Genomic DNA, 21,595 nt, shown 5'->3' on the forward strand with positions numbered 1-21,595 from the left:
GAACTGTTTACTAACACTGCTTTATATGAGGTGGGTATGACACTCAACATTGCCGGAATTGATCATATCGTTTTACGCACCACTCAACTGGAAGAGATGCTGGCATTTTACTGCGGTGTGCTGGGTTGCATTGTCGAGCGCGAGTTGCCCCCCAAAACCGGGCTGGTACAACTGCGCGCAGGCACTGCGCTGATCGACCTGGTGATAGTAGACAGTGAACTGGGACGCGAAGGTGGTGGCGCACCGGCGCCAACCGAGAACAATCTGGATCACTTCTGCCTGCTACTCGAGCCCATCTCTGAAGATGAGATCCGCAAACACCTCAAAGAGCATAAAATAGCCTTCGGTGATTTCACTGAACGCTATGGCAGTGAAGGCTTCGGACTATCCACCTATATTCAGGACCCTGAAGGCAATACCGTCGAGCTCAGAAGCAAGAACAGATAATAAGTGAAAAAACCTGCTAATCCCTGATGAGCATCAACCGGGTGATTGTTCCCAGGTTTGCAGTACCATATGGGTAACAATTTTAGCGCCCTGCGGTAATTTATTATCAATTTCAGCAAGAATCTCATGCAAACGCTGCATCTCTGAAAACTCGATATACACCAGCAGATCCACTTCGCCGCTAATACCATGACAGTACTTTACCTCAGGGTACTGCATCACCAGCTGTACCAGCGGGCGACATTTGTAACCACCGTGCTTAATTTCAAAATAGGCTCTCAGAGGACCGCTTTCATCGGCTTTAGTCGAGGTCAGCACCTGATAGCCCAGAATCTCCCCCTGCTCTTCCATCCGCTTCATCCTTTCAGAGACAGCGGGACGGGACAGATTTACCTGTTCAGCAATAGCGGAAACGCTCTGCCGGGCATTTTGCCGAAGTGCGGCGATTATTTTCTGATCAAAACTATCCATGGGTTAACCTGAGTATGCAAAACGTCGGCAAAATGGTGAAAAACCTACAGATTGACAGTAAACCACGACGTAACGGTTTTATCATCGATCGTACACTCTACTGACACACTGTATGTTATCCGGACTAAAAAATGCCTAGGCTAAATCAAACAATTACCCGCTGGCAAGGGATGGGACTGATTGCCACCACGCTGCTGGGAACGGGGGTCTTTATTCTGCCACAACTGACCATCGTTGCAGCCGGCAATAAAGCGATCTGGGCCTGGGTTATTCTGTTGCTGGGTATTCTGCCACTCACCTGGGTATTTGCCCAGCTGGGACGACGCTTCACTCACGCCGCTGGCCCCGCTTATTTTGTTGAGCGGGCGTTCGGTCCCCTTGCCAGCAGGGTTATCGGGTTACTGTTTCTGTTCTCAGTGCCTCCCGGCGCTGCAGCAGCCCTGGTGATGACATTCAAGTTTCTGGAACCCATCATTTCGCTTTCAGCAGAACAACAACTCGGTGGTGAGCTGCTGATTTTTCTACTGCTGTTTTATATTAACCGTCGGGGACTACAGCTCTCGGGCCGCATTCAGATGGGACTGACCCTGACCATTCTGTTGGTGGTTGCCCTGATGCTGGTGACGACACTGATTCAGGCCCCCATCACCGATGTCACGCCCATCATGTCTCAATCTGTTATTGTGGGCGATTACAGCGGCCTGATGCAGGCGATAGGGTTGGGTATCTGGAGCTTTCTGGGTATAGAAGCGGTCACCCATCTGGCGGGGGAATTTAAAGATGTGCAAAAAGATTATATCCCGGCAACCCTGACCGGCGTTTTACTGGTAGGACTGATCTATATCGGTTGCACCTGGCTATCGATGTGGGCACCCGAACATCCGCTGGCAATGGTTGGCCTGTTTGAGCTGCAGTTCGGCAACAGTGGTCGCTGGATTATCGGCGGCTTAGGCTTTATCAGCGGCATCGCAACCATCAATATCTACTTTGCCAGTCTTTCCCGTCTGGCCTGGAGTTTCAGTCATGATGGCATCCTGCCACATCAGTTACGCTCACTCAACCAATATAGAGTCCCCACCACAGCACTGATCACCTTTATACTGATCTCTGCACTAATGCTATTGCTCAGCTATCTGGCCAGAATGAATTTCACCTTGATGGCCCACTGGGTAAACGGCTCCTTTGTGGTGGTGTATTCCGCTTCAATGCTAGCCGCGTGGAAGTTACTGGATAAACGTTGCAGGCCAGCAATAGCGATCAGCCTGATAGCCTGCGGGATGTTTATCTACTGCCTGGGCAGTGCAATGCTTTACGCCCTCTTGCTAGGCTTACTGATAACCATGATCATGTTAGGACAGCAGTATTGGAAGCGGTCGAACCCGACCAGTGAAACAGTGGATTTGTAACATGCTTACCTGAATTACTGCTGGCCGTGAAAAGTATATATCCCCTAAGAATCTAAACCAGATAACGTTGAACAGAGGCAGCCCTCGATTACCGATCTTTCTGGTGCTCTATATAATCCTTCCACTCATCCGTAATGTATATCTAAATCAGTCAACATAGATACTCCCAAAATGGTGATTTGGGTATGGAAAGTAAAAAAAGACCTACAAATTTAATGGTATTCTATCCGACATAATAATTACGTGTAAGCTGCAACAATATCAAATACTTATCGCTCAGCCCACATTGATTATTATCATCTGCCTAAAAACAAAAATAAGGATATGCAACCATGAATATGACGATAAAGTTAAGGTTATTTGGGCTCGGGGTGTTAAGTATTCTCTTGCTCTCTATTGCTGGTGGGGTCGGTTACTGGAGCATGACACAGTTAAACAATTCGATGAATATGATTGTTGTTAACTCAACAATACTGAAGAACCATCTGACCGCGGACATGATGCATGATGCATTAAGCTCTGATGCAATGTCCGCAATCGTAGCGGCTAAGACAGGCAATTCAAAAGAAATACAGGTAATTAATGAGAACTTCAAAGAACACTCATCTACCTTTATTGAGATGTTGACTGAAAACCAGAAACTCTTAACCGACGCTGAAGTGCGTGCTGCTTTAAATAACGTTATGCCCGCCTTAAAAGATTACATCGCGACGGCTGGAAGCATTATCGATATGGCCGCTAACGACCAGGAATCAGCTATTAAGCATATTGGAAAATTTAATAGTGCCTATGACTCTTTGGCGAAAGAGATGGAAGTTCTGACTGAATTAATTGAAAGTGATACAACAAAAGTACAACAAGCAGGTAGTGATACCGCTGCGGCATCTGAGAATACAGTGCTGATCATCATTCTGGCAGGCATTCTATTAATGACAAGTATCTCAGGGATGGTTAGCGTCAAAATAACCCGGTCTCTCTCTAAACTGGTAGAGGCATCGAAAACCATCGCTAGCGGCGACTTAACCGTCAGACTAGCGGTGGAAAACAACGATGAGATTGGAGCCCTTACCGCTGCAATGGAAGCAATGCGGTCCCACCTACTGGAGATGATTTCTCATATAACCAGTACAACAACCCAACTTTCAACAGCAGCGGAAGAGATGTCCGCAATCACAATGGAAACCAATAGAAATGTTCAACGGCAGCAAGCTGAAACCGATCAGGTCGCTGCTGCAATGACGGAAATGACAGCGACGGTTCAGGAGGTGGCAAATAACATTGCCTACACGGCCAATTCTGCAAGTGAAGCTAAAGATGAAACCCTCTCTGGTAATCAGGTAGTTAATAAATCCATTGATCAGATTCAGGTGCTGGAGAGACAGGTTGAAGGGGCAGCGATCAGTATCAAGGAGCTTGCGCAGAATAGTAGTGAAATATCTGAGGTACTGGATGTAATTAAGAGTATCGCAGAGCAGACCAACCTATTAGCATTAAACGCAGCGATTGAGGCAGCCCGTGCGGGAGAGCAAGGACGAGGTTTTGCCGTTGTTGCTGATGAAGTAAGAACGCTTGCAAGCCGGACACAGCTCGCCACTCAAGAGATTAATCAGATGATTGAAAAGATCCAGTCGGGCTCGCAAACGGCTGTCGATGCTATTGAAAAAAGTTATGAACAGACAAATATAGCCGTGAAGCAAGTAACCAAGGCAGGTGAATCACTTATCGCCATCTCGGCATCAGTATCCAGGATAAATGATATGAGCACACAAATAGCCAGTTCCGCTGAAGAGCAGAGCGCCGTTTCAGAGGAAATCAATCGCAACATCGTAGCGATAAGAGATATGTCTGTTCATACAGCAAAGGGGGCGGAGCAAACCTCAATAGCCAGTAATGAATTATCTCGTATGGCCATCGATTTACAAAGCACGTTAGGTCAATTCAAAAGCTAATAGTACGCGTAGAAAAGCCTGACGACAGCATGGGTTAAAACTCTGTTTTACTATTTAGTTAGTTCTCGCCGCAGAAAGTGATAAAGAGCGGTTTAAAGTAACAACAGACACCTGACGCCTTCAGGCTTATCTATGCTCTTTCAATCAGTAAATTAATCCATAGCAGCAGTACACATAAAATTCCGCCACCATACAGGTACATACGATAGCGGACGTTATTACGGGTCAGATGAACCCAGGCCTGTGCAGACCGGAAAAAAACAAACGCCCAGGCAAGTATAAGCCCCGCCGTGTTCTCCACCCCTGATACGATATACAGCGTGCCAACCACATAAAAAAGGCAGGGAACCTCAAACATGTTGTTGTAACACCGGCCGGTTTTAATCATCCGCTCAGGCAGGGCTTCACCCTGCATCAGTTTAAAATAGCCTGCCGGAACCTCGCCACTGCGGACGCAGGATAATCTCGCTCTGACCGCCAGCACTCCGATTAAGATTGTTAACAACGTTACCGCCGCGATTGCATAGACCATGATTTCTAATCCTCCTGATTGAATAACTCTTGATGCTAACAACAATTTAAATATGATAAAGATCATATTCAGATATCTTTGAGAAATCGTGATGCCCTATTCAAGCGAACATAAACAAAACAGCAGAGAAAAAATTCTGCAAAGCGCTTACCGGTTATTTTCAACCAAAGGCTTTGACAACGTGACGATAGACCGGGTGATGCAGGACTGCTCATTGACCCGTGGAGCCTTTTACGGACATTTCAGAAGTAAATCAGAGTTGTATAAAGAAGCGCTGAAGTTTGCCGCATCAACCAGCAAACTGGCCGATATAAAGCCTGAAGGACTATCATCCCGGGAGTGGCTGAGCGTGCTGCTGGATGGCTATCTGAGTCTTGAACATGTGAATGGGGAAAGGCCCTGCCCTTTAGCTTTTCTGGCAACCGATATCGTTTCCCGGGATAAAGAGACCCATAAAACCTATGCCCGGGGATATACCAGAATGAATCAGTTGATTCTGGACTATGCCGGCAGAGATACGGTAAAAAACGCCCAGGATATTTTCTCACTTACATCAATGATCATCGGGGCGGTAGCGGTTTCGAGAACCCTTGGGGATCAACAACAGGTGCAGCAGATTTTATCATCCTGCCGACAGCAAGCGCGGTTGATGTTAGGGGGGATATAAAGCCCATACCCCGATATTCAGTCATCCCCTGCCTGTTTATGCCGCGCATAGAAGCGTTCCAGCTCACGCGGTTCCGGTGTCTGCCCGGTAAAGATCTCGACATAGTCTGAGATCCGCTGTAATCGGGTGGAGATATCTTCGTCAGATTTCATCGAAATATAACCGATCTGCGTCAGATAGATAGTACGCGCGCGAACATCGGCTTTGAGCGGTTCATAGCCAAAACGGATAAACATCTGCCGTAACGCTTCCAGACGCGCTTCATCCGCCAGACCGATCTGCTCGGCAACCTCTGCCGACTGCAATGCCCAGCTGCGAACAGCGAACTCAAACTGAGAATCAAACAGATCCTGATTCAGCCAGCAATCAAATACATTCAGGATCGCTTCAGCAATGGTCTCGGCATAGGCCTGCGACTGCGCCACCAGATTACCACTGTTCTTATCCCGCCACTTTTGCAACAGGGCATTCAACAGTTCGTCCCGATCTTTAAAAAACCAGTAAAAGCTGGTGCGGGATAGCTTCAGCTTTTTAGCCAGTGGTTGAATACGCACAGCATCAACCCCGGTCTCAACCACAGTATCATAGGCGGCCTGCAACCAGAGATCTGCCGAACCACGCCAGCCACTGCCTGCGGATGTTTCGGCATTGGTTTTATCAGGTGCACTACTCATAGGTTAGGGTTGTTCCTTCTGCTCTGCGGAATCGGATAGATTGGCCGGACAGTCAAAATGTACATAAGTGTCGAAGCTAAGTAAACCTACCGGCGGTATTGCCGGGTTCAGGTAACAGGACTTTAGCAGTTTACCTGATACAGAGTGAAAAAACATCGATGAACAATTTATTGACATAAATGTACATTATGTCTATTTTTTAGCAAAACAGAGTGTAGAGAACTTATCTCTAGAGACTTATATGTAGTGAGTTTATCTACAAAAAACTTATCCGGAGAGGCTGAAATGTCCAACGATCCACTACTGCAACCCTATCAACTCAAGCATCTGCAGCTGCGTAACCGCATAATGATCACCTCTCACGAGCCGGCCTACTCAGAAAACGGGATGCCCACTGAACGCTATCGTGCCTATCACGTGGAGCGGGCCAAAGCGGGGGTCGCGCTGACAATGACGGCCGGCTCTGCAGCGGTATCGCTGGATAGTCCACCGGTCTTCGATAACCTGCTGGTGTATAAAGATGAGATTGTGCCCTGGATGAAAGATCTGACCGACGAGTGTCATGAACATGGCACCGCAGTGATGATTCAACTGACCCATCTGGGGCGCCGCACCCGCTGGGATAAAGGCGAGTGGTTGCCGGCAGTCTCCCCCTCCCATCACCGTGAACCCTCTCATAAAGCGTTCCCGAAAAAGATCGAAGACTGGGATATCGATCGCATTATCAGAGATTACACCGACGCGGCTGAACGGATGGTTGCGGCAGGCCTCGATGGTATCGAACTGCAGGCGTATGGCCATCTGATGGATCAGTTCTGGTCTCCCCTGACCAATACGCTGGATGGCCCTTACGGGGGCGATCTGGATAACCGTCTAAGATTTACCTTTGATCTGCTGAAATCGATCCGCCAGCGGGTAGGTAATGAATTTATTGTTGGTCTGCGCTATACCGGTGATGAGATGCTGCCGGGCGGTCTGAACGCTGCGGATGGTCTGTCCATCTCGCAACGCCTGAAAGACTGTGGCATGGTCGACTTTCTCAACGTCGTGCGTGGTCACATCGACACCGATGCAGGGCTAACTGATGTGATCCCGATTCAGGGGATGCGTAACTCTCCCCATCTGGATTTCGCCGGCGAGATCCGCTCAGCAACCGACTTCCCGGTCTTCCACGCTGCGAAGATTCCGGATGTTGCCACCGCCCGTTATGCCATCGCCAGCGGCAAGGTCGATATGGTGGGCATGACCCGGGCACATATGACCGACCCCCATATAGTGCGTAAGATCATCGCCGGCAAAGAGGACAGCATCCGCCCCTGCGTCGGTGCCAACTACTGCCTTGACCGCATCTATCAGGGCGGTGCTGCTTTCTGTATCCATAACGCGGCCACCGGTCGTGAACTTAGCATGCCTCACGAGATTGCGAAAGCAACACAACGGAAAAAAATTGTTATTGTCGGGGCCGGCCCCGGAGGTCTGGAAGCCGCCCGGGTTGCCGCAGAACGGGGCCATGAGGTGGTCGTATTTGAAGCCGCCAGTGATGCCGGCGGGCAGATTCTGCTAACCTCTCAAAGCCCACGTCGCCATGAGATGATCAGCATCATCGACTGGCGCATGCAGCAGTGTGAATCGATGGGAGTGAAATTCCACTTCAATACCTATGCCGAAGCCGACACGGTACTAGCGGAAGATCCCGATGAAGTGATTATCGCCACCGGTGGTCTGCCGGATACTGAGGTGCTTCAAAGTGGCAATGAACTGGTGGTTTCAACCTGGGATATAATTTCCCGCAGTGTCAAACCCGGCACCAATGTACTGCTGTACGATGATGCCGGTGATCACGCAGCGCTGCAGGCCGCCGAAGTCATCGCCAATAGCGGTGCCAGAGTCGAGATTATGACACCGGATCGCAGCTTTGCTCCCGAGGTGATGGCGATGAACCTGGTACCCTATATGCGTGCCCTGCAGCAACAGGAGGTCACCTTCACCGTCACCTACCGGCTGCACTCGGTGGCCCGCGACGGCAATGAACTGGTGGCGACAGTCGGCAGCGACTACGATGACGGCAGCCGCGATTTCACTCAGAGCCGCCGCATCGATCAGGTAGTCGTCAACCACGGCACCCTGCCGTTGGATGATCTGTACTTCGACCTCAAGCCCCACTCTATTAACCAGGGTGAAGTGAACTACGATCAGCTGATTGCGGGCATGCCTCAGACCCTGGAAAAAAACAGCGCGGGTAAATTCCGCCTGTTCCGTATCGGTGATGCGATATCGGCGCGCAATACCCATGCGGCGATCTATGATGCCTTACGACTGGTAAAAGATCTCTGAAACGATTAGAAACGATTAAAAGTTGGGCAGGTTTTACAGTGATATGTTCAGCCTGCCCGGATTGTGTTTAAGGAATACAGACTAACTATCTGAGCTGGCTGTCTTTACTACCACGGCGATTGATGCCAGCCGAACTGACCTGCTGTTTTTCCAGTTCTGCCTGGCATTTAATACAGAGGCGAATACCGGGAACCGCCTGTCGCCGTTTCTCCGGAATAGGCTGATCGCATTCTTCACAGTGAGTTAAGCTTTCCGCCGCACTGGAGCCCGTATTTAAACGGCTGCGCGCCAGCGCGACAGCATCTTCAACACTGGCATCAATCTGATCCTGAACGGCGCCATCACGCGCCCAGCCACCGGCCATATCAACTCCTCAACCTTTTTTGCAAAATTCTGATTTTAGAAAGATTCTGACTTGAGAAAGCCCCTGATCTGCTTATCAATCAACAGACGATATAATCTGTGACTTCTTGTAAGCAGCATCCAGCCCCTCTGCGATAGCATCGGCCAGCGGTGAGGCCTGCATCGCATTTAACCCCGCCGCGGTGGTGCCCGCATAGTCAATCATAGCCTTAACCTGCTCTGCTGGCGAAGCCTCTGCCGTGGCCATGACAACCCCACTGGCATGAAAAAGCTGCCGTACCGCCCGTTCGGCTATGGCCGGATCGATACCGGTTTTAACGGCATAATTCACCATGCAATCCGCATAATAGGCGACAAACCCCGGTACCGGGCCGATCAGCGCAGTGAACTGATCGATCTGATCCTCACTGGCAACCTCATCTGTCTGACCAATCGCGTTAAACAGCGCCTGCGTCGCTTCACGATCCTCAGCCGTCACGCCACGACTGGCACACCAGGGAGAGTAAGCCAGCCCTTTTTCCGCCGCGGGATTGGACATCGCCCGGATCACCCGTTCAGCCCCGGTGCGATGCTGAAGCTGCTCAATGGTAACCCCCGCAGCCACAGATATTAGCAACCCGTGATGAGACTCTACCCTGATATCCAGCGTCGCTGACAATGCAGGCGGTACCGCGATAATCACAATGTCACAGTGGTCGATCAGGTCCTGATTACAGGAGGTAAACTGTATCGCTGCTTTTGATTGCACTGATTCAAAGCCGGTACGGTTATTTGAACGGCTGGAGATCCACAGTTTCTCAGATGCAACAAGCCCGCTGCGAAGTAACCCATGAGCGATAGCCGCGCCAAGCTGGCCAGTGCCGCCAATAATACCGATACAAAGTTCTGAGATCATGTCGACACAGGCTCCATAAATTCACACAACGAGGCTGATGCAGCCGTAAAAACATAACCACCATTCTAGCGCATCCGCACGGAGAGTTTCCTGTCTTTACGACCGATATCTGCCGCATAGCGACCGGGTAAAACAGAGGAATTTAAAACAGAAGGATTAAAAAGGCGTTTGCAAAAGGGCTGTGTTAAATGTCATTTAGAATGAAATAAAAAAGCAGCTCTTAGGGCATTACTGTTCTTAATCCTAAAGGGATCCTCATTTGAGGATTCCTTTTGCTTATCAGGCGTGTGTGCGATAGCTCAGTTTACATCTGCTTCACAGAAAAACTAAGTTTATAATCAAGCTAAAACATATAATCAGGCATTTTACATTTGGAAAAACAATCAATTAATTGGGGTGAACGGACCATGAAAAGCGCGACGTTGTATTATTCCTCAATCTTCTCATCCGTGGCTCTGAGTTGAGTGTTTCACCACTATTTAAAGCTACTTTCTTGCTCAGCCAGCTTTCGCCAGATATATTGTAGGCAAATTGAACGGAACACTGACCTACACAAGGACGTACACTCATGGAACTGAGTTCTTCCTATACGCGATTGCGCATTGCCCCGGCTTTATTATTTTTTCTTTCCTGTATCTCAACTGCAACTGCAGCACCATTAACGACTGAACAAGCGTCTCAGTTGGAACAATGTATCGGAGGTAATGCTTCAGTTTCAATCGTCGAGGGAGAAGATGGCTGGGGACCGGTTCCTGATGGCTGGAGTGATTATGCAACCCCTAATGATTACCATCCTGGTAAGGTATGGTTTACGAGTATGGGGGTGAAAAATGGCAGTGCCTGCATGACAGATTTCAACAAGTACAGCCTTCAACTCCGCGCAAAAGCGTTTGCTGAAAGCAAAGGTAAAAAGCTAGCTACAAATTTATATAGTGAAAGTGGCCCCGGTGGGGTAATGGGTATTTGCTTAACGCATACGACACATTTCTATAAAAATGAATACTACTATAAGCTTGGTTGGGGTGAATGGTACAACTATCAGTTATTTTTATTCGATGAAAACGATATATCGATCAAACCGCCAAAACTCTCTTACCCACAGGATAGTAACTGTAAATTAACGATCATTAATGGTTTTTTAAAAGCGAATCAATATGATCCCGATTGTTCTGAAGAGCAAAAAAAAGGCTACTCAGTTAACAGGCTGCTCAGTGCATGTTATTTTCCGGCACAAAAAACCAAACAGGATGGTAAACCATCGTGCAGGATTGGTAATCCAATAAATATCGCAACTGGAAATAAATTCCAATCAGTTTCTATCTATGTAGCACCGATCACTCTAAGTCTTAGCTATAACAGCAGCATTGATTTATGGGAGCATAATTTCCAGCCCAAAATTAATCATTTCAACATTGGCAAATCGCTATTAATTCGGCCTGGCGGCAAAGGTTTAACTTTTTCCCTGCTTAACGGTCATTGGACCAGTGATGCCGATATTTTTTATCAACTCACAGATCTGGGGTCCGGTAATTCACCTCGGTGGCAGATTATAACTCCCGAAGGCAATACCGAGCTTTATAATGAGGCAGGCCAACTCCTCTCAATTACTTCGATATCAGGTGATACAACTACTCTGAGTTACTCCGATTCAACAACTACAGTCACCAACCACCTGGGTGATACCTTAGTACTCACCTATGATGCTAATGGAAATCTCAGCGCAGCCCTGCTGAATAATGAGGTTAACCACAGCTTTAATTTTGATGCCAAAGGCCGGCTGCTCAGCCGGACGGATAACGAGGGCAATACCACTCAATATCACTACGAAGATACCCGCTTTCCGAATCACCTTACAGGCATCACCGGCCCCGATGGCAAACGCTTTGCCAGTTGGGCTTATGATGATCAGGGGCGTGGAATTATGAGTGAACACGCAGGACAAGAGCATGTCGAACTGGTGTTTAACACTAATGGCTCAACCACCGTTACCAACGAGCTGGGTAAGCAGACCACCTACCACTTTAGCGAGATTGAAGGTCTGAAACGGCCAACCCTGATCGAGGGCCATGCCACCGCTAACTGTGTCGGGTCGAACAAAGCCTATACCTACTACCCTTCCGGCCTGCTGAAAACCAAAACCGACTGGGCTGGTAACACTACCCGCTATGAATATAACGACCGGGGGTTGATAACCCTGATTGCTGAAGCGGAAGGGTCGCCGCAGGAACGGATAACAACCCAGATCTGGTATAGCATTAAGCCATTGCTGTTAGAACGGGTGCAAGGCATTCAGCGCACTCGCTTCAGCTATAACAGTACTAACCGGCTTATAGAAACCACTCAAGAATTAGTGCAGTAAAATATTAATTATATGTATCAAAACAAGGGTTAATTATGAAAAGGAATTTTTTTGGCTTACTTTTACAATCCAAGTTTTGCGTTAATGCCTTTCTGCTTTTCTGTTCGGTGCTAATGGTATCACCGATCCATGCATCATCTTGCCCTTCAGTTCAACAAGCATTAGAAGCTGCATTATCTAACTACAGGGCTTGGCAAGCGGAATATGCTTACTGCATGAGTATTCTTCCTAAAAAGTGGTGTGGAGAGTATACGGTCCCGCCTCATATAGTCACACAAGCAGGACTATCATGGGTTCAATCTCACTGGTGCCAACCTGAAGTTAGCGGTGGGCAGTGTTATGGTATAACACATGGGGACAAAGTAAATTGCAACCCCGAGCGTGAAAAAGGTGAAGATCCATGTGTAACAGGAAATCCAATATCGATTAGCAGTGGAAATAAATACCAATTAGAAAATGTTTTTTTACACTCGCTTCCATTAGCCCTCAGTTACAATAGTGATGATTACCATTGGAGCGATAACTACACTCAAAAAGTTATTGTTCTGGATGGCTCTGCATTATTGGTCCAGCCTGATGGAAAAGGCTTACCTTTTACCCTGCTTAACGGTCAGTGGACCAGTGATGGCGATATCTTTTATCAACTCACAGATTTGAGCACAGATTTGGGGACAGGCACGTCACCTCGCTGGCAGGTTGTAACTCCTGAAGGCGATACCGAATTATACAATGAAGCTGGCCAACTCCTCTCAATCACTTCGTTATCAGGTGATACAACCACGCTGAGTTACTCCGATTCAACAACTACGGTCACCAATCATCTGGGTGATACCTTAGTTCTTAGCTATGACGCTAACGGAAATCTCAGCGCAGCCCAGCTGAATAATGAAGTTAACCACAGCTTTAATTTTGATGCCGAAGGCCGGCTGCTCAGCCGGACAGATAACGAGGGCAACACCACTCAGTACCACTACGAAGATACCCGCTTTCCGAATCATCTTACGGGCATCACCGGGCCAGACGGCAAACGCTTTGCCAGCTGGGCTTATGATGATCAGGGGCGTGGGATTATGAGTGAACACGCGGGACAAGAGCATGTCGAGCTGGTGTTTAACACCGATGGCACAACCACAGTCACTAACGAGTTGGGCAAACAAACTACCTATCACTTTACCGAGATTGAAGGTCTGAAACGGCCAACCCTGATCGAGGGCCATGCCACCGCTAACTGCGTGGGTTCGAACAAAGCCTATACCTACTACCCTTCCGGCCTGCTGGAAACCAAAACCGACTGGGCTGGTAACACTACCCGCTATGAATATAACGACCGGGGGTTGATAACCCTGATTGCGGAAGCGGAAGGGTCACCGCAGAAACGGATAACAACCCAGATCTGGGATAGCACTAAGCCATTGCTGTTAGAGCGGGTGCAGGGAAGTCAGCGTACCCGCTTCAGCTATAATCAACTGAACCAGCTAAAAAGTACGATATTAGAAACCCGTTAATAACCTAGAACGCTCAAGGATGAATTGAACAATGTTAAATAAACTGTTTAAAAGTCTGCCGCTATTCACTGCAACGATATGCTTGATACCCGGTTTAGCTAGTGCATGTTCCCTCAGTTTTACTTCTCCCGCCTCGGGAAGCACTTCACAAAAAGCTTCAATTACTGTTACTGGTACCGGTTCAGGCGACGCTGATAGTGGTGACTATGGATCAGTAACTGCCACAGTTAACGGTCAAGTATTCTTTCAGTACAGTGGGAAGTTCACAAGTATCGTCCAGTTCCTGCAATCAGGACAAGCAAGTGCGCCCCTCAGCAAGGGAAGAAATCATCTACGTGTATCCGGTAGTGTGGGCGGTTGCTCTGCATCAGATTCAATGGTGGTATTCTACTCCCCTCCCCTGAATGGTGCGGAAAAAGAGCAAGGTGAAGCTTCCTGTAAAGCCGGTAACCCAATAAGTATAGGGGGAGGGAATAAATATCAGCTTGAAACTATTTTGAGTTCAGTGATACCACTGGAATTACATTACAACAGTATTGCTCAAGAATGGCGCCATAGCTTTCAGTCCAGCTTTATAATCAATAACGATAAAGCAAATTTACTGACACCTAGCGGTAAAGGTTTAATCTTTAGCTTAAATAATGGCGAATGGCTCAGCGATTCTGATATTTTTTACCGAGTTACAGATTTAGGTAGCGGAGCCTCCCCTCGCTGGGAGTTGCGCCGTCCTAACGGTGTAATTGAGCGCTACGATCAAACAGGACGGTTATACTCCTTAGTAAACTTATCAGGTGAAACAACATCTCTCAGTTATTTTAAGCCAGATAGCATATTTACCTTATTCGGCGAGACGAAGGTTCTCACTCAGCATACCACCGTAATACAAAACCACCTGGGCGATATTCTCCTATTAAGCTATGGCGACAATGGTCATCTCAGCTCTGCCCAGCTGAATAATGAAGTTAACCACAGCTTTAATTTTGATGCCGAAGGCCGGCTGCTCAGCCGGACAGATAACGAGGGCAATACCACTCAGTATCACTACGAAGATACCCGCTTTCCGAATCATCTTACGGGCATCACCGGCCCCGATGGCAAACGCTTTGCCAGCTGGGCTTATGATGATCAGGGGCGTGGAATTATGAGTGAACACGCGGGACAAGAACATGTCGAACTGGTGTTTAATACTGATGGCTCAACCACCGTTACCAACGAGCTGGGTAAGCAGACCACCTACCACTTTAGCGAGATTGAAGGTCTTAAACGGCCAACCCTGATCGAGGGCCATGCCACCGCTAACTGCGTGGGTTCGAACAAAGCCTATACCTACTATCCCTCCGGCCTGCTGGAAACCAAAACCGACTGGGCTGGTAACACTACCCGCTATGAATATAACGACCGGGGGTTGATAACCCTGATTGCAGAAGCGGAAGGGTCGCCGCAGGAACGGATAACAACCCAGGTCTGGGATAGCACTAAGCCATTGCTGTTAGAGCGGGTGCAAGGTAGCCAGCGCACCCGCTTCAGCTATAACAGTACGAATCAACTGACCGATACCACACAGGATTCCCTCCAGTAAGTCGAATGCGACAAGGAATAATACTTATGAAAATGCCCTTAAAGCACCTCCCTCTGGCTGCAGCCTTAAGCATTGGCTTGCTGTCAGTATCCACGACTCAGGCCAGCATACAGTGGGCCTATGAATACAATAGCCTGGGTTTAGTCAGTCAGGTAGATGGCCCTCGTACCGATGTCTCAGACCTCACTCAGTTTGAATATGATAGCCGTGGTCGATTGATCCGGGTGGTGAATGCGCTGGGGCACGCATCAACGCTGAGTAATTACAACGCCTATGGTTTACCGCAACAAGTCACTGATGCTCGTGGAGTCAGTAGTTCCCTGAGCTACGATGGGATGGGCCGCTTACTCACCCAGACACTGCACAGTAGTGCGGGTGACATCACAACCTCGTATGAGTACGATCTTGTTGGTCTGCTGACAAAAGTGACTCTCGCGGATGGCAGCTGGATCAGTTACGAATATGATGATGCCCGCCGTTTAATAGCGGTCGAGAATCAGTTGGGGGAGCGGATCGAATACACTCTGGATAACATGGGTAATCGCACCCAGGAACAGGTGCGGGCAGCGGATGGCCAGATCAGCACCACCCTCAGTCATGTCTATGATGAGATGGGGCGGCTGCTAAAACAGGTGGGGGCACAATCGCAGACCACCGCCCTGCAGTACGATGTTAACTCCAACCTGACACAAACCACCGATGCCAATCTGAACTCAAGCGGTCAGGCTTTCGATGCGTTGCAGCGACTGGTCAGTCAGACAGATGCCTATAACCAGGTTACCCAACTAACCTATGATCAGTATGATAACCTCACCTCGGTCACTGATCCCCGTAACCTGACGACCACCTACCAGTACGATGAGTATAACCGCCTGACTCAACGCAACAGTCCGGATACGGGTATCACCACGTACCGTTATGATGAAGCCGGTAACATCATTGAATCAACCGATGCCCGGGGTGTCATTAGTCAATACAGCTATGACGCCCTGAACCGGTTGACGCTGAAGCACTTTCCCGCCGACCCTACTCAGGATATCGCATACATATACGATGAAGCACCGGTTGGAACACCTGCAGGGCAAATAGCACATACAGGGATTGGCCAGCTAACGCATTCGACTGATCAGACCGGTGGAGATTACTATACTTACGATGACCGGGGGAACCTGATTGAGCAAAGCCGCCATACGGCGTATGCAGAGCATCAGTCCGACAGCAGTGTGAGCTATCAATGGGATTTAGCCGATAAGCTGACAACACTGACTTACCCTTCAGGCCTTTCTGTCAACTACCAACGGAACCCTGCGGGCCAGGTGACCGATGTCAGCTACCATTTTGGCACGACTCCGGATCAGGTCGTTGCCAGCAATATCACTTACCAGCCGTTTGGCGACGTCGAGGCACTCACCTGGGGGAACGGTTTAGTACTGACCCGGGTTTTCGATCAGGATGGCCGCCTTATTCAACAAGATACCAGTACTCTGACCACCCTGGACTACGTATATGATCCGGTAGGCAATATCATCACGCAAACAACAAACGGATCAGACGCGCCTTTTGAATATGACGCCCTTAACCGATTGACCAGTGAAGAGAGTGTTTTAGGCCGGGAGCAATATATTTATGATGAAGTAGGCAACCGGCTTGATCGCCTTATTGATATAGAGCAGACCGATGGCAGCATCAAGGTCGGCCATGCCTGGTCAACCTTTTCAGAAGAGAGTAACCGGTTAGCAACACATTATATTGGTGGAACGGTTGTACATACGGAAAACGGAAACATTACCAGTGGCATCAAAGCGGATCAGTTCTATCTCTATAACCAGAATAATCGTTACAGTGAGTTTAAAGTCAACAACGTCACCCAGGCAGAATACTTCTATAACGCCAGGGGTGAACGCATTCTTAAAAAACGTCCCCCGAGCTTCGTAGCGCAGCAGTATACTTTATTTACCTATTCACCCAATGGTCAACTCCTGAGTGAAGCCTGGTATAGCGACACACGCCTTATCGCGGTAAACCATTATCTCTGGCTGGATCAGCTACCACTGGCATTTATCGAAGTCCGATATAATCAAAATGGTGATGGGCATATCAGGCAACTGGCTTACATACACAGTGATCACTTAAATACTCCCCGGCTTGCCAGCAATGATGAACAAGCGATAGTCTGGCGTTCAGACGCGGATGCGTTTGGTCGGGGGCCAGTCGATAATAATCCGGATGGCGATTCAATTAACACCCTGATCAAAATCAGGTTCCCGGGTCAGTATTATGATACGGAAAGTGGCTTATTTTATAACTACTATAGGAATTACGATCCGAATACGGGGCGGTACATTGAGAGTGATCCGATTGGGCTTGACGGTGGGCTGAATACTTATGGGTATGTTGGGGGGAATCCATTAATATTCTCTGATCCTGAAGGTCTGAGGGGCTTAAGAAACAACTCTCGATTTGGTGCTTGGCCCCCCCCTCCTGGACAAGCTATAACAAACCTCAGAGTGAATACACTGGCTCAACAGATTAGGCGTATAGATCCCTCTTTTCGTTACAGAACAGCCAGACCTTCAGGGCCTCAAGGACGGTATAATCAGAGTGACATTCGAGACTTAGAGCAGTACTTAACCAATGCACAGACTGCTGGTTATTGCGGAAATGGCGCTTCTAATCCTAGACCTCCTTATCGTCTGTCCGGGACCAACCAGCGACATAGCCAAGAAATCACAAGAGATGGTCGCCCTAGAAGGCCGTATTTAAACTCATCCCTTCTAATCCGAGAGATTATGAATAGTGGTTCGGGTAGGCCAGACCCTCAAGGAGGATCAGGACTGCGATGGGATGTACCCGGAAGCTTTAGAAACAGCCCTGGAACATGGGAATTACTTATCAGCCCAAATGGGTCTGTACAACATTTTAATTTCACGAATTAGGAATGGATATGATTTTTCGAGCAGAGAGCAGTCAGCCAACGAATAAAGGAAGGCTCGTCTATTCAAAGTCAGATGATGCACTGATTTTCCATTCATCAGATGGAAAGTATGGGTATTCATCATTATTGATAAATGACCTTGAGCTGGCTGTTGATGATGACAATTCGGTCATGTTCGCGGATGGATACTTTCCCAAATCTAATTGGAAATTTGCAAATTTGACTATTCCTGAGTCTTTCGAAGGAAAGCTTTACATTGATTGTAAGAATTATTCCGCACTAGAAAATCAGCATGTTTCAAAGCGCCTGACAGAACCTTCTGGATGGATAGTTACTAAAGACAATAATTCTGATTGGATATGTCTAGGAAACCCTAACTCCAAAGATCGTTTGGTAATAGAGTTTTGTACCATGCACAAAGCTGTACTTGACCATGATGGGAATTTAATAGCCATATGGCTAAAACCAGAAATATAAAAAAGTAAACGATGGGAGCAAGTTATTTTAAGTCCTCTCACTGAAAGACCCAGTCATTGCGCTCAATGCTGTTCACTTAAGAGGAGCAACATTGCGATCCACCGGATATCGGGTTTTTGACATTTTGACCGTTCGAGGCGTTGTCGGCCTCGGACGCCTCTTCTCTAAGAATAAATTTCCAATCCCCGACCTTAATTCTCCCAGTCTTCGCCCTGTACCCGAAACAGGATTTGCCGCAGCCATCACGATTAACTGCACCGCAATATACTGACACACCGGCTTAAATCTTATCTCTGAAGGCAGGCGACCAAACGCAACCGCGGCCTGACTGGCTTCTCTTCTTATAACGTTATACGTCAATAACAGCCCCCATACTTCCTGGAGCATATTCTGGGACATATTCTCATATTCTGGCATATTCTGGGACAGGCATATTTTAAATCAAAAAAATCAGGGCCATTTATTCCTACTATATCTGGGCAAGATAATCGCTTTATTTGTATTCTGACGTTATAGCGAGCTGTATCCTGAATATCCATGCCTGACAAACAAACGTATTCCATCGCCTATGAGCAGGTTGCTTGTCTGTCTGAATAGTTGGTATAGATTGCTATTGTAAAAGTCGTTTCAGCTGGGTTGCTCCGGCGATATGCCGTTGTTGGTGCCGCTTCAGGTAGTCTTCAATACGCGTGCTATGGCCGATAACGGTGGCGATATGTATGCCTTGCGGTCGCATCAGTTGCAACCAGTGATCGGTATCAATCCCCAGTCTGACGAGTATCGGTGGGGTATCCGCTGTAATATAACCCCGCTTGGTGGGATGAATCGCCCGCCCGGTATAATCAACCAACTCCAGATAGTCATGCAGTTCATAGCTGATCGCCGCTGTTTCAGCCTGCCGGGGATCAAAGCGTTTGAGTGTTAACGGCATATTCTGGGACAGGCATATTTTAAATCAAAAAAATCAGGGCCATTTATTCCTACTATATCTGGGCAAGATAATCGCTTTATTTGTATTCTGACGTTATAGCGAGCTGTATCCTGAATATCCATGCCTGACAAACAAACGTGTTCCATCGCCTATGAGTAGGTTGCTTGTCTGTCTGAATAGTTGGAATAGATTACTATTGTAAGAGTCGTTTCAGCTGGGTTGCTCCTGCAATATGCCGCTGCTGGTGCCGTTTCAGGTAGCCTTCAATACGCGTGCTATGGCCGATAACGGTGGCGATATGTATGCCTTGCGGTCGCATCAGTTGCAACCAGTGATCGGTATCAATCCCCAGTCTGACGAGTATCGGCGGAGTATCCGCTGCAATATAACCCCGCTTGGTGGGATGAACCGCCCGCCCGGTATAATCAACCAACTCCAGATAGTCATGCAGTTCATAGCTGATCGCCGCTGTTTCAGCCTGCCGGGGATCAAAGCGTTTGAGTGTTAACGCGGTGGCATCTTGCTCCTGCGGGGTTTCTATCCGCTGTTTGACTGAGGTAAATGCCGATTGCTCGGGCGTCTCGGCGATGCCTGCTCGTATCGGGTTCAGGTCAACATACGCCATGCAGCTCAGTAGTGCCTGCTCGTCCAGCAAGGCCTGACTTTTAAAACGTGCTTCCCAGAAATGCCCCCGACAGCTATCCTCCTGGTTGGCTCTACGGGCGATATATTCATTCAGACTGCGCATAAACCAACTGATATCGGCTAACCGTGCGCGCCAGGTCTCAGCTATTTCTGAGACGGTTTGCCGTTCGGCGATGCCTAATGCCTCTCCCGCCCGGTAGCGTTGCACCAATAGTGGGCCTTTATACAGCACACACCAGCGCTCAATGACCTCATCGAGTGTTAAATCGGCCACACGGGTCTCGTCGATGGATAACACCAGATGGTAGTGGTTGGACATCACGGCGTAGGCGCACAGTTCTATACAGAACACGGCTTGCAGCGTTTTAAGGCGGTCAATTACCCATTGACGACGGTGTTCATAACTCTGTCCGGTTAATGAGTCTTCGCCACACAAAAACGCCCGCCGAACACAGCGGGCGATACAGTGGTAATAGGGAGTGTCTGCGGTAGAAATAATCTGATTTCGGGCACGGGTCATATGATTTCCTTAACATCCTTGTTTGAGGTATCAGCAGTATAGATCAGGCTTTTAGAATATGCCTGTCCCTTATATACTACGTAAATCAGCAGAAGGAGGATATTGCTTAGCTCAACAAAACATTGGATTAGCTTTTGAAGAAGGAACTGAAGTTCCCAAAGACTTATTTAAAGCCTACTATTGGTATAGCCTTGCGATTAAGAACAGCGAAGATGATGGTGATTTATTATCGTCAAAGGAGGCTTTGAATAGGTTATTAAATCAAATGACTTCTGCCGAAATTGAAGAAGCTAAGAAGCTACTCTAATAACACAAAGGACAGATTTATTTTAAACCCTCTCACTAAAAGACCCAGCCACCGCGCTGGGTTTTTCCTTGTGCAAGTTGCCATTTTGACCAACAGCGCTGTCAGGCCTTTCCGGTTTCGATTGTCACACTAGGCCAGCACGGTTGGCATTCTGGGCCAGCGCCTACAGCCCGACTTGTGTCTTTGCTGGAAGCATATATCGATTGGGGCATATTCTGCATATTCTGGGACAGGCATATTTTAAATCAAAAAAATCAGGGCCATTTATTCCTACTATATCTGAGCAAGATAATCGCTTTATTATTAATCTGACGTTATAGAGAGCTGTATCCTGAATATCCATGCCTGACAAACAAAAGTATTCCATCGCCTATGAGCAGGCTGCTTGTCTGTCTGAATAGTTGGAATAGATTACAATTGTAAGAGTCGTTTCAGCTGGGTTGCTCCTGCAATATGCCGCTGCTGGTGCCGTTTCAGGTAGTCTTCAATACGCGTGCTATGGCCGATAACGGTGGCGATATGTATGCCTTGCGGTCGCATCAGTTGCAACCAGTGATCGGTATCAATCCCGAGCCTGGCGAGTATCGGCGGGGTATCCG

General features: G+C 48.1%; 19 protein-coding genes and 1 pseudogene. 11 read left to right on the forward strand and 9 right to left on the reverse strand.

Going from position 1 to position 21,595, the window contains the following annotated elements:
- Positions 1-36: 36 nt before the first annotated feature.
- The gene (locus JW499_RS05425; RefSeq protein ID WP_205209648.1) at positions 37-447 is read left to right on the forward strand and encodes a VOC family protein; all 411 of its coding nucleotides are present in this window, start codon (positions 37-39) and stop codon (positions 445-447) included.
- A gap of 33 nt (positions 448-480) precedes the next feature.
- Here JW499_RS05425 and JW499_RS05430 read toward each other — a convergent pair whose 3' ends face one another.
- Entirely contained in the window at positions 481-918 is a 438-nt protein-coding gene (locus tag JW499_RS05430; RefSeq protein WP_205209649.1) for an Lrp/AsnC family transcriptional regulator, read from the reverse strand.
- A 131-nt stretch (positions 919-1,049) separates the two neighbouring features.
- Between JW499_RS05430 and yjeH the strand changes: the two genes are divergently transcribed.
- Positions 1,050-2,324 (forward strand): L-methionine/branched-chain amino acid transporter, encoded by a 1,275-nt coding sequence (yjeH, locus tag JW499_RS05435; protein ID WP_205209650.1) that lies wholly within the window; start codon positions 1,050-1,052, stop codon positions 2,322-2,324.
- A gap of 332 nt (positions 2,325-2,656) precedes the next feature.
- The gene (locus JW499_RS05440) at positions 2,657-4,273 is read left to right on the forward strand and encodes a methyl-accepting chemotaxis protein (RefSeq protein WP_205209651.1); all 1,617 of its coding nucleotides are present in this window, start codon (positions 2,657-2,659) and stop codon (positions 4,271-4,273) included.
- Positions 4,274-4,403: 130 nt separating this feature from the next.
- Here the strand turns inward: JW499_RS05440 and JW499_RS05445 are convergent, their stop codons facing one another.
- Positions 4,404-4,805, reverse strand: coding sequence for an MAPEG family protein (locus JW499_RS05445; protein WP_205209652.1), 402 nt, complete (start codon positions 4,803-4,805; stop codon positions 4,404-4,406).
- A 91-nt stretch (positions 4,806-4,896) separates the two neighbouring features.
- Between JW499_RS05445 and JW499_RS05450 the strand changes: the two genes are divergently transcribed.
- On the forward strand, positions 4,897-5,472 hold the full coding sequence (locus JW499_RS05450) for a TetR/AcrR family transcriptional regulator (RefSeq protein ID WP_205209653.1): 576 nt from the start codon (positions 4,897-4,899) through the stop codon (positions 5,470-5,472).
- A gap of 17 nt (positions 5,473-5,489) precedes the next feature.
- Here the strand turns inward: JW499_RS05450 and JW499_RS05455 are convergent, their stop codons facing one another.
- Positions 5,490-6,146, reverse strand: coding sequence for a TetR/AcrR family transcriptional regulator (locus JW499_RS05455; protein WP_205209654.1), 657 nt, complete (start codon positions 6,144-6,146; stop codon positions 5,490-5,492).
- A gap of 285 nt (positions 6,147-6,431) precedes the next feature.
- On the opposite strand from JW499_RS05455, the gene JW499_RS05460 reads away from it, so the two are divergent.
- Positions 6,432-8,480, forward strand: a complete 2,049-nt coding sequence (locus JW499_RS05460) for an oxidoreductase (RefSeq protein ID WP_205209655.1) — start codon at positions 6,432-6,434, stop codon at positions 8,478-8,480.
- Between the two features lie 85 nt (positions 8,481-8,565).
- Here the strand turns inward: JW499_RS05460 and JW499_RS05465 are convergent, their stop codons facing one another.
- Both JW499_RS05465 and JW499_RS05470 read right to left on the reverse strand, forming a co-directional pair.
- A complete protein-coding gene (locus JW499_RS05465; RefSeq protein ID WP_205209656.1) occupies positions 8,566-8,844 on the reverse strand; it encodes a DksA/TraR family C4-type zinc finger protein in 279 nt (92 codons plus the stop codon).
- A gap of 75 nt (positions 8,845-8,919) precedes the next feature.
- Positions 8,920-9,738, reverse strand: coding sequence for a pyrroline-5-carboxylate reductase family protein (locus JW499_RS05470; RefSeq protein ID WP_205209657.1), 819 nt, complete (start codon positions 9,736-9,738; stop codon positions 8,920-8,922).
- Positions 9,739-10,306: 568 nt separating this feature from the next.
- On the opposite strand from JW499_RS05470, the gene JW499_RS05475 reads away from it, so the two are divergent.
- From JW499_RS05475 to JW499_RS05495, 5 genes are all read left to right on the forward strand, one after another.
- Positions 10,307-12,097, forward strand: coding sequence for an RHS repeat protein (locus JW499_RS05475; protein WP_205209658.1), 1,791 nt, complete (start codon positions 10,307-10,309; stop codon positions 12,095-12,097).
- Between the two features lie 563 nt (positions 12,098-12,660).
- Complete coding sequence (locus tag JW499_RS05480; protein ID WP_205209659.1) at positions 12,661-13,602, forward strand: RHS repeat protein; 942 nt, start codon at positions 12,661-12,663, stop codon at positions 13,600-13,602.
- Between the two features lie 31 nt (positions 13,603-13,633).
- Positions 13,634-15,181: a hypothetical protein gene (locus tag JW499_RS05485; RefSeq protein ID WP_205209660.1), complete on the forward strand. Its 1,548-nt coding sequence runs from the start codon at positions 13,634-13,636 to the stop codon at positions 15,179-15,181.
- A gap of 26 nt (positions 15,182-15,207) precedes the next feature.
- Complete coding sequence (locus tag JW499_RS05490; RefSeq protein WP_205209661.1) at positions 15,208-18,117, forward strand: RHS repeat domain-containing protein; 2,910 nt, start codon at positions 15,208-15,210, stop codon at positions 18,115-18,117.
- A gap of 2 nt (positions 18,118-18,119) precedes the next feature.
- Positions 18,120-18,593 (forward strand): hypothetical protein, encoded by a 474-nt coding sequence (locus tag JW499_RS05495; RefSeq protein ID WP_205209662.1) that lies wholly within the window; start codon positions 18,120-18,122, stop codon positions 18,591-18,593.
- Positions 18,594-18,665: 72 nt separating this feature from the next.
- On the opposite strand, the pseudogene JW499_RS05500 reads toward JW499_RS05495, so the two are convergent.
- The 3 genes and pseudogenes from JW499_RS05500 to JW499_RS05510 all read right to left on the reverse strand — a co-directional run.
- A pseudogene (locus JW499_RS05500) lies at positions 18,666-18,974 on the reverse strand (IS4 family transposase); the annotation flags it as partial.
- A gap of 229 nt (positions 18,975-19,203) precedes the next feature.
- Positions 19,204-19,524 carry a hypothetical protein gene (locus JW499_RS05505; protein WP_205209663.1) on the reverse strand — a complete coding sequence of 107 codons (321 nt, stop codon included), beginning with the start codon at positions 19,522-19,524 and terminating at the stop codon, positions 19,204-19,206.
- Between the two features lie 193 nt (positions 19,525-19,717).
- Positions 19,718-20,689 (reverse strand): transposase, encoded by a 972-nt coding sequence (locus JW499_RS05510; protein ID WP_205209664.1) that lies wholly within the window; start codon positions 20,687-20,689, stop codon positions 19,718-19,720.
- Positions 20,690-20,747: 58 nt separating this feature from the next.
- Here JW499_RS05510 and JW499_RS05515 point away from each other — a divergent pair, with 58 nt between their 5' ends.
- Positions 20,748-20,996 (forward strand): sel1 repeat family protein, encoded by a 249-nt coding sequence (locus tag JW499_RS05515; RefSeq protein ID WP_205209665.1) that lies wholly within the window; start codon positions 20,748-20,750, stop codon positions 20,994-20,996.
- Between the two features lie 411 nt (positions 20,997-21,407).
- Here JW499_RS05515 and JW499_RS05520 read toward each other — a convergent pair.
- Positions 21,408-21,595 (reverse strand): hypothetical protein (locus JW499_RS05520; RefSeq protein ID WP_205209666.1); only part of this gene is annotated, 188 nt, incomplete at its 5' end.

Origin of the sequence: Amphritea pacifica (assembly GCF_016924145.1) — a bacterium.
In the GTDB taxonomy this organism is placed as follows: Bacteria; Pseudomonadota; Gammaproteobacteria; order Pseudomonadales; family Balneatricaceae; genus Amphritea; species Amphritea pacifica.